This is a genomic window from Bacillus sp. AY2-1, assembly GCF_008368965.1.
Lineage (GTDB): Bacteria > Bacillota > Bacilli > Bacillales > Bacillaceae_G > Bacillus_A > Bacillus_A thuringiensis_S.
Map to the genome: position 1 here is coordinate 20,554 of NZ_QPEL01000045.1, position 6,813 is coordinate 27,366.

The window sequence follows — 6,813 nt, forward strand, 5'->3', positions numbered from 1 at the left end:
CTAAGAGAAGGTGAGCTTAAAATGAGTTTAGTAAAAAAAGGTGCTGCCCTATTAATGGCAGCAACAATGGCATTATCTAGTGCCGCTTGTTCAAATAGTAAAACAGAGGGAAAACCTGAAGCGCAGGCAAAAGTAGCACCAGTTGAAAAAAATGGTGATAAAACTGTAATTCGCTTCTGGCATGCGATGGGTGGAAAAACACAAGGTGTACTAGATAGTCTTGTTGCAGACTATAATAAGTCACAAAGTAAATACGAGATAAAGGCAGAGTTCCAAGGGACATATGAAGAGTCTTTAACGAAGTTTAGAACGATGTCTGCAACGAAAGAAGCGCCAGCTCTTGTTCAATCGAGTGAAATTACAACGAAATATATGATTGATAGCAAAAAAATCACACCAATTGATAGCTGGATAAAAAAAGATAAGTACGATACGTCAAAATTAGAAAAAGCAATTACAAATTATTATTCAGTTGATGGAAAAATGTATTCTATGCCATTTAATTCATCTACACCAGTATTAATTTATAATAAAGATGCTTTCGCAAAGGCGGGCTTAGATCCAGAGAAAGCTCCAAAAACATATGTGGAATTACAAGAAGCAGCGAAAAAGTTAACGATTAAAGAAGGCGGAAATGTAAAACAATATGGATTCTCCATGCTTAACTATGGTTGGTTCTTTGAAGAGTTGTTAGCGACACAAGGTGCTTTATATGTAGATAATGAAAACGGCCGTAAAGATGCTGCAAAGAAGGCGGTATTTAACGGTAAAGAAGGACAGAAAGTATTTGGAATGTTAGATGATTTAAATAAAGCTGGCGCACTTGGAAAGTATGGAGCAAGTTGGGATGATATTCGTGCTGCGTTCCAGTCTGGACAAGTTGCTATGTATTTAGATTCTTCAGCAGGTGTTCGCGATTTAATTGATGCATCTAAGTTTAATGTAGGTGTTTCATATATTCCATATCCAGAGGATTCGAAACAAAATGGTGTTATCATTGGAGGCGCATCATTATGGATGACGAATATGGTTTCAGAAGAAACGCAACAAGGTGCTTGGGACTTTATGAAATATTTAACGAAGCCAGACGTACAAGCGAAATGGCATACGGCAACAGGCTATTTCTCAATTAATCCAGATGCATATAATGAGCCGTTAGTAAAAGAGCAATATGAAAAATATCCACAGTTGAAAGTAACAGTAGATCAACTGCAAGCGACGAAGCAATCTCCAGCAACACAAGGTGCTTTAATTAGTGTATTCCCAGAATCACGAGATGCAGTTGTAAAAGCATTAGAAGCAATGTATGACGGAAAGAATAGTAAAGAAGCGTTAGATGAAGCTGCCAAAGCAACAGATAGAGCAATTAGCATTTCATCTCGTACGAGTCAAAAATAAGAGAAAGCCGTATCCTTAAAAGGGATACGGCTTTCTTTATAGGGAGATAAGGGATCAAAGAAATGATGAAGTTTTATCTCTTTTATATGAGTAAAGGGTCTAGAGTGAATGTTGTCCTTTTCATTATTTATTCAACTCTATTGCGACTTGTTTACCATTTACGAAAACCTCTACTACCGCTACTACAACTTCCATTACTTTTTTCATCTCTCATCTCTCCTTGTTTTTTGTTTCATTTCTTACTCTCAGTATAAGGAGATACAGTAATTACAACTATCGAATTGGATGACAAGAGACTTACATTGTTGTAAGGATAATAGTTTAGTTTGTAATAAAGTGAAACTTTAATCAATGGGGCTTTTCTTCATCCACCACTGATTATTAGCCCTCACCAATCGGGCATTAACGGGCAGCCCTACCCCCACCTAACTTCTTTGCTTCCGCTGAATTTTGAGGTGGGGGTCTTACTGCCTGTTAATGCGGGATAAATTTAATCCAAGGTTAAGATTCGGAATTTTCCGTTGTTTTGAACTATAATTAGAAAGAGGGGGGATAATATGAAAAGAATTCTTGTTATTAGTGATATTCATGGAGAAATAGAAAAGTTCGAACAGTTGTTGAAAGAAGCTCAATATAATGCGAAAAAGGATCAATTAATCTTACTGGGAGATTATGTAGATCGTGGTCCAAATGCGCGTGCTGTAATTGAAAAGGTAAAAGAATTGAAAGAAGAGGGAGCACTCATTTTAAAAGGAAATCATGAAGATATGATGATTAAGGCGTTAACGACAAATGAGGAACGTTCATGGAACCATTGGGTAAAAAGAAATGGTGGAGATAAGACATTATATAGTTATGGATTTGTAGAAGAAGATATTGCGGTTAATGAGAAAGACTTCCAAAAACCGATTTTACAATCTTCTGTATTAGAGGAACATATAAAGTTTATTCAAGAATTAGATCATTACATTGAAACAGAAGAGTATATATTTGTACATGCTGGGGTTGAGCCGATGAAACGAGTTTCTGAATCTGAACCATATACGTTAATGTGGATCCGTAATGAATTTCATAATGGATATAGCGGTGAAAAGGTTGTTGTATTTGGGCATACGGAAACAAAAACGCTTCATAGTAGTGAGGATTGCGGAGTGTATTTTGGTAGTAATCGTATTATTGGAATTGATGGCGGGGCTGTGTATGGTGGTCAGCTAAATTGTTTGGAGTTGCCAAGTAAAAAGGTATATGTAATAAAAAATTGAAAGAGATAAGAGGAATCTTATTTCTTTCAATTTTTTATTAAGGTAAATTTAAGACAAAGTTTTTATAATAAAACTTCAAAATTTTAGAAGGAAATAGCTGAAAATGAAATTACGTAATATAACTACATTCTTTTGTTATGAAGAGAAGAAATGTAATAATAAATAGAATTGAACTATTTGATGGAAGGTGAGAGCATGCGCTTACTTGTAGTAGAAGATAATACTTCGTTATTAGAATCTATCGTACAAATTTTGCGTGATGAATTTGAAGTAGATACGGCAATAAATGGAGAAGATGGATTGTTTTTAGCGCTTCAAAATATATATGATGCAATTTTGTTGGATGTGATGATGCCAGGGATGGACGGATTTGAAGTGATTCAAAAAATACGTGATGAAAAGATTGAAACACCAGTCCTGTTTTTGACAGCGAGAGATTCTTTAGAAGATCGGGTGAAGGGATTGGACTTTGGTGGAGATGACTATATCGTTAAGCCATTTCAGGCCCCTGAATTAAAAGCGAGAATTCGCGCTTTACTACGCAGAAGTGGTAGTTTAACAACGCAGCAAACGATTCGCTATAAAGGGATTGAATTGTTCGGAAAAGATAAAGACGTTCAAGTAGATGGACAAGGTATTAAGTTGACATTGAAACAATATGAGCTACTAGAGTATCTCATTCAAAATAGCGGGAAGATTTTAATGCGTGAACAAATTTTTGATCGTGTTTGGGGATTTGATTCAGATACGACAGTAGCAATTGTAGAAGTGTATGTGCATCATTTACGTAAAAAATTAGAGCCATTCGGTTATCAGAAAGATATTCAAACCGTTCGAGGTATTGGATATATATTAAAAGAACAATGAAAAAAGGAAGTATGTTTCAAAAGACACGCATTCGTTTGACTATAGTGAATTCATTAGTATTTATCCTATTAATAGGTATATTAGGCAGTATTATTTATTCATACACATATAAGCGTATTTATAATGAAGTGGATCAATCTATAAAAATGATGGCTCAGTATAGAGAAAAATTAGATGTTAAAATACCACCAAGAAAACGCATAGAGAATATCCAGATTGGAGATCCGCGAGTAACTAGAATAACTTGGAATGGGAAAATAGTGAAAATAGAGGGCGATAACCGTAAATTCCGTTCTATTTTTGAAGAGAATTTGGAAAAGTTTTCTCCAAAAAAATTAGGGGAGTTACAAGATATTGAAGTACAAGGACGATATTTTAGAGCATTTTCGCTTCAAAAAGATGGAGAAATAGTTCAAATCGTGCGAGATATAACAGCGGAAGAAAGAATGTTAAATACTTTATTTTTAATCCTCGTTATAGGTTGTAGCATAGGAAGCCTCTGTGCGATAGGTATCGGCTTTTTCCTAGCTGGCAGAGCACTTGTACCTATTCAAAATTCATGGGAGAAACAGCAGCAATTCGTTTCTGATGCATCACATGAACTAAGGACACCGCTTGCAGTTATTCAATCAAAAACGGATGTGTTATTCCAATCACCATCCGCTACGATAGAAGAAAAAGCGATGGATATTTCTACAATTTCAAAAGAATGTAGGCGGTTATCGAAACTCGTTAGTAATTTATTATTGCTAGCACGTTCTGATTCTAATCAAATTGAGATGGATAAGAAAACATTTGAACTTGATAAATTGTTAGAAGAAATAGTAGCTCCATATAAAGAGATTGCTTCTTATCAGGAAAAAGAAATGATACTAAAAGTAGAACGTGGTGTATCTTTTATGGGGGATAGAGAGCGGATTCATCAAATGATGGTCATACTGTTAGATAATGCGATGAAGTATACAAACGAAGGTGGGCATATTCAAATAGATTGTACGCAAACGAGTAGTTCAATTCGTATACAGGTGAAGGATGACGGGATAGGAGTGAAAGAAGAAGATATTCCGAAATTATTTGATCGTTTTTATCAAGGGGATAAAGCAAGAAGTACGTCAGAAGGAGCTGGATTAGGTCTTTCAATCGCAAATTGGATTGTAGAAAAGCATTATGGAAAAATATCAGTAGAGAGCAGATGGGGAAATGGCACTTGTTTTGAAGTGATTTTTCCTAAAAATCAAAAAATATAAGTAAGAAGACGATCTTGTTTTTACAAGGTCGTCTTTTTTTTAAGGGAAAGTTAAGAAACTATTTATATTATGTATGGCATAAAGAACGTTCGTTACATGAAGAAGAGACTAGGTGTATGTGAGTGGATTTTATCAATCATAATGTTATCTCAAGCAGCGATGAGATGTATGTATAGTATTAAAAAAATTATGGGAATGCTGAAAAAGAAAGTGTAAGAGGGAGGAATTAATTTTGAAAAAGAAAATGATGACGGTATTCACTATTGGAGTAATGAGTTTAAGCATATTAGGGGGTGCCTCTCCTTCTGAAACACAAAAAGGAAAGACAGATTACACGCAGCGCAGTAAAGAACAATTGAACAATGGTAAGATACATGCAGTGCATACAGAAGAAAAAGCAGAGGAACTAGGTATTGAAACGGAAGGAAAAGAACAAATTACATTAGAAAAAGAAATTCATGAAACAGAAGTAGGAAGGGAAGCAGAGCAGTTAGGTATTTCGATTGAAGGAAAAGATGTTGGGACGCTGTCAGAAGAAATCTATGAAACAAAAGTAAAGCAAGAAGCGTTAAAGCTAGGTATATCTATAGAGAATACATCAATTGTAGATTTAATTACTCAAATTAATACGATTAAAATTAAAGATGAAGCAGATAAATTAGGCATTTCTACAGATGGAAAAGAAATTGAAGACATCGCGGAAGAAATCTACGGAACGAAAGTAAGAGAAGAAGCAGGAAAGTTAGACATTTCTCAAAAAGGAAAAGAAATTGAAGAGTTAGCACAAGAAGTGTACGAACAAAAAGTACAGGAAGAAGCAAAAAAATATCATATTGATTTGTACGGTAAAGATATATATCAAATATTAAAAGAAATTAATGAACAAAAGGTGCTACAAATGGCAGATGAGCTTAATATGGATAAAATGAATATGAATATTCAAGAGTTAGCGGAAAAGATAAAAAAAGATCAGCCTGAAAAAGGAAAAGAACTAAATTTTGTACCGATGATTAGAACGGATGCTGACGCATTTTATTCTTATTTAACGAATTAATAAGGGCGTGAAAGTGATAAGAAAATTGAAGTGGTATATATGTACAGCTTTACTAGGTGCAGCAATATGGAGTGTATATACAAATGGAATTCCAAAGTATGTAGAGAAGTTTACATTCTCAAATATACAAAGAGGAAAAGAAACGGAGTTTAGTAATAACGATGAAAAAGTCATCTTATCAAATGTTCCATTAATTCAGCAGTTACCAGAATTGGATAGAGGCTGTGAAGTGACAAGTTTAGCAATGATGTTACAATACGCTGGTGTTTCAGTGGATAAGATGACATTAGCAAATGAAATAAAAAAAGTTGATTTTATAGACGATGGTGTGCGCGGGAATCCGAATGAAGGATTTGTAGGTAATATTTATACATTCTCTGAATCAGGATATGGTGTATATCATGGGCCACTTTTTCAGTTAGCAGAAAAATATTTACCTAATAAAGCTGTAGACTTAACTGGGAAGAATATAGAAGAGATTTATAAGAGTGTAAAAGCAGGGAAACCGGTAGTCATGATTACGAATGCAACATTTGCACCATTAGATGAAGATGAATTTACTACATGGGAAACAAATAGTGGAGATGTTTCTATTACGTATAATGAACATTGTATTGTACTTATTGGGTATGATCAGGAATCTGTATATATTCGAGATCCACTTGAGGATAGCTTAGATGTAAAAGTACCGAGAGAAAGCTTTGAACAGGCATGGGTGCAAATGGGGAGTCAGGCAATTAGTTATGTAAAGAGCTCCAAATAAATTAGGATGAAGAGTTTTAGTAAGATGACTATAAGGCGAAGGATAGAGATTGAAGATTATAAGAGAAATTTTTTAGAGTAGAAGCTGTTGAAAAATAAGAGAACTTTAGTATATATAATGCTAAAGTTCTCTTATTTTTATGATTAAAATCCTTATTAAGGAGTGAATATGGAAAAATGCATAATTGACGAAAAATTTACATGTTATCATTATATATTGTTT

At 34.4% G+C, this 6,813-nt stretch carries 6 protein-coding genes; all 6 read left to right on the top strand.

All coding sequences use genetic code 11. From position 1 onward, the window contains the following. Positions 1–21: 21 nt before the first annotated feature. The 6 genes from DN403_RS12130 to DN403_RS12155 all read left to right on the top strand — a co-directional run bounded on the left by DN403_RS12130 (position 22) and on the right by DN403_RS12155 (position 6,591). Positions 22–1,398, top strand: coding sequence for an ABC transporter substrate-binding protein (locus DN403_RS12130; protein ID WP_000060581.1), 1,377 nt, complete (start codon positions 22–24; stop codon positions 1,396–1,398). A 557-nt stretch (positions 1,399–1,955) separates the two neighbouring features. Continuing rightward, entirely contained in the window at positions 1,956–2,660 is a 705-nt protein-coding gene (locus DN403_RS12135; protein ID WP_000821985.1) for a metallophosphoesterase family protein, read from the top strand. 195 nt (positions 2,661–2,855) lie between these two features. Then, positions 2,856–3,527: a response regulator transcription factor gene (locus tag DN403_RS12140; protein ID WP_002162940.1), complete on the top strand. Its 672-nt coding sequence runs from the start codon at positions 2,856–2,858 to the stop codon at positions 3,525–3,527. Beyond that, positions 3,524–4,774 (top strand): sensor histidine kinase, encoded by a 1,251-nt coding sequence (locus tag DN403_RS12145; protein WP_000715828.1) that lies wholly within the window; start codon positions 3,524–3,526, stop codon positions 4,772–4,774. The genes DN403_RS12140 and DN403_RS12145 overlap by 4 nt, the downstream gene beginning before the upstream one ends. 232 nt (positions 4,775–5,006) lie before the next feature. After that, a complete protein-coding gene (locus tag DN403_RS12150) occupies positions 5,007–5,828 on the top strand; it encodes a hypothetical protein (protein WP_000728581.1) in 822 nt (273 codons plus the stop codon). Between the two features lie 7 nt (positions 5,829–5,835). After that, the gene (locus DN403_RS12155; RefSeq protein ID WP_003255893.1) at positions 5,836–6,591 is read left to right on the top strand and encodes a C39 family peptidase; all 756 of its coding nucleotides are present in this window, start codon (positions 5,836–5,838) and stop codon (positions 6,589–6,591) included. Positions 6,592–6,813 lie beyond the last annotated feature (222 nt).

Excerpts from the sequence above, each read along its gene's own strand:
- DN403_RS12130 (WP_000060581.1), top strand. The coding sequence starts at position 22 with ATGAGTTTAGTAAAAAAAGGTGCTGCCCTATTAATGGCAGCAACAATG.
- DN403_RS12135 (WP_000821985.1), top strand. The coding sequence starts at position 1,956 with ATGAAAAGAATTCTTGTTATTAGTGATATTCATGGAGAAATAGAAAAG.
- DN403_RS12140 (WP_002162940.1), top strand. The coding sequence starts at position 2,856 with ATGCGCTTACTTGTAGTAGAAGATAATACTTCGTTATTAGAATCTATC.
- DN403_RS12145 (WP_000715828.1), top strand. The coding sequence starts at position 3,524 with ATGAAAAAAGGAAGTATGTTTCAAAAGACACGCATTCGTTTGACTATA.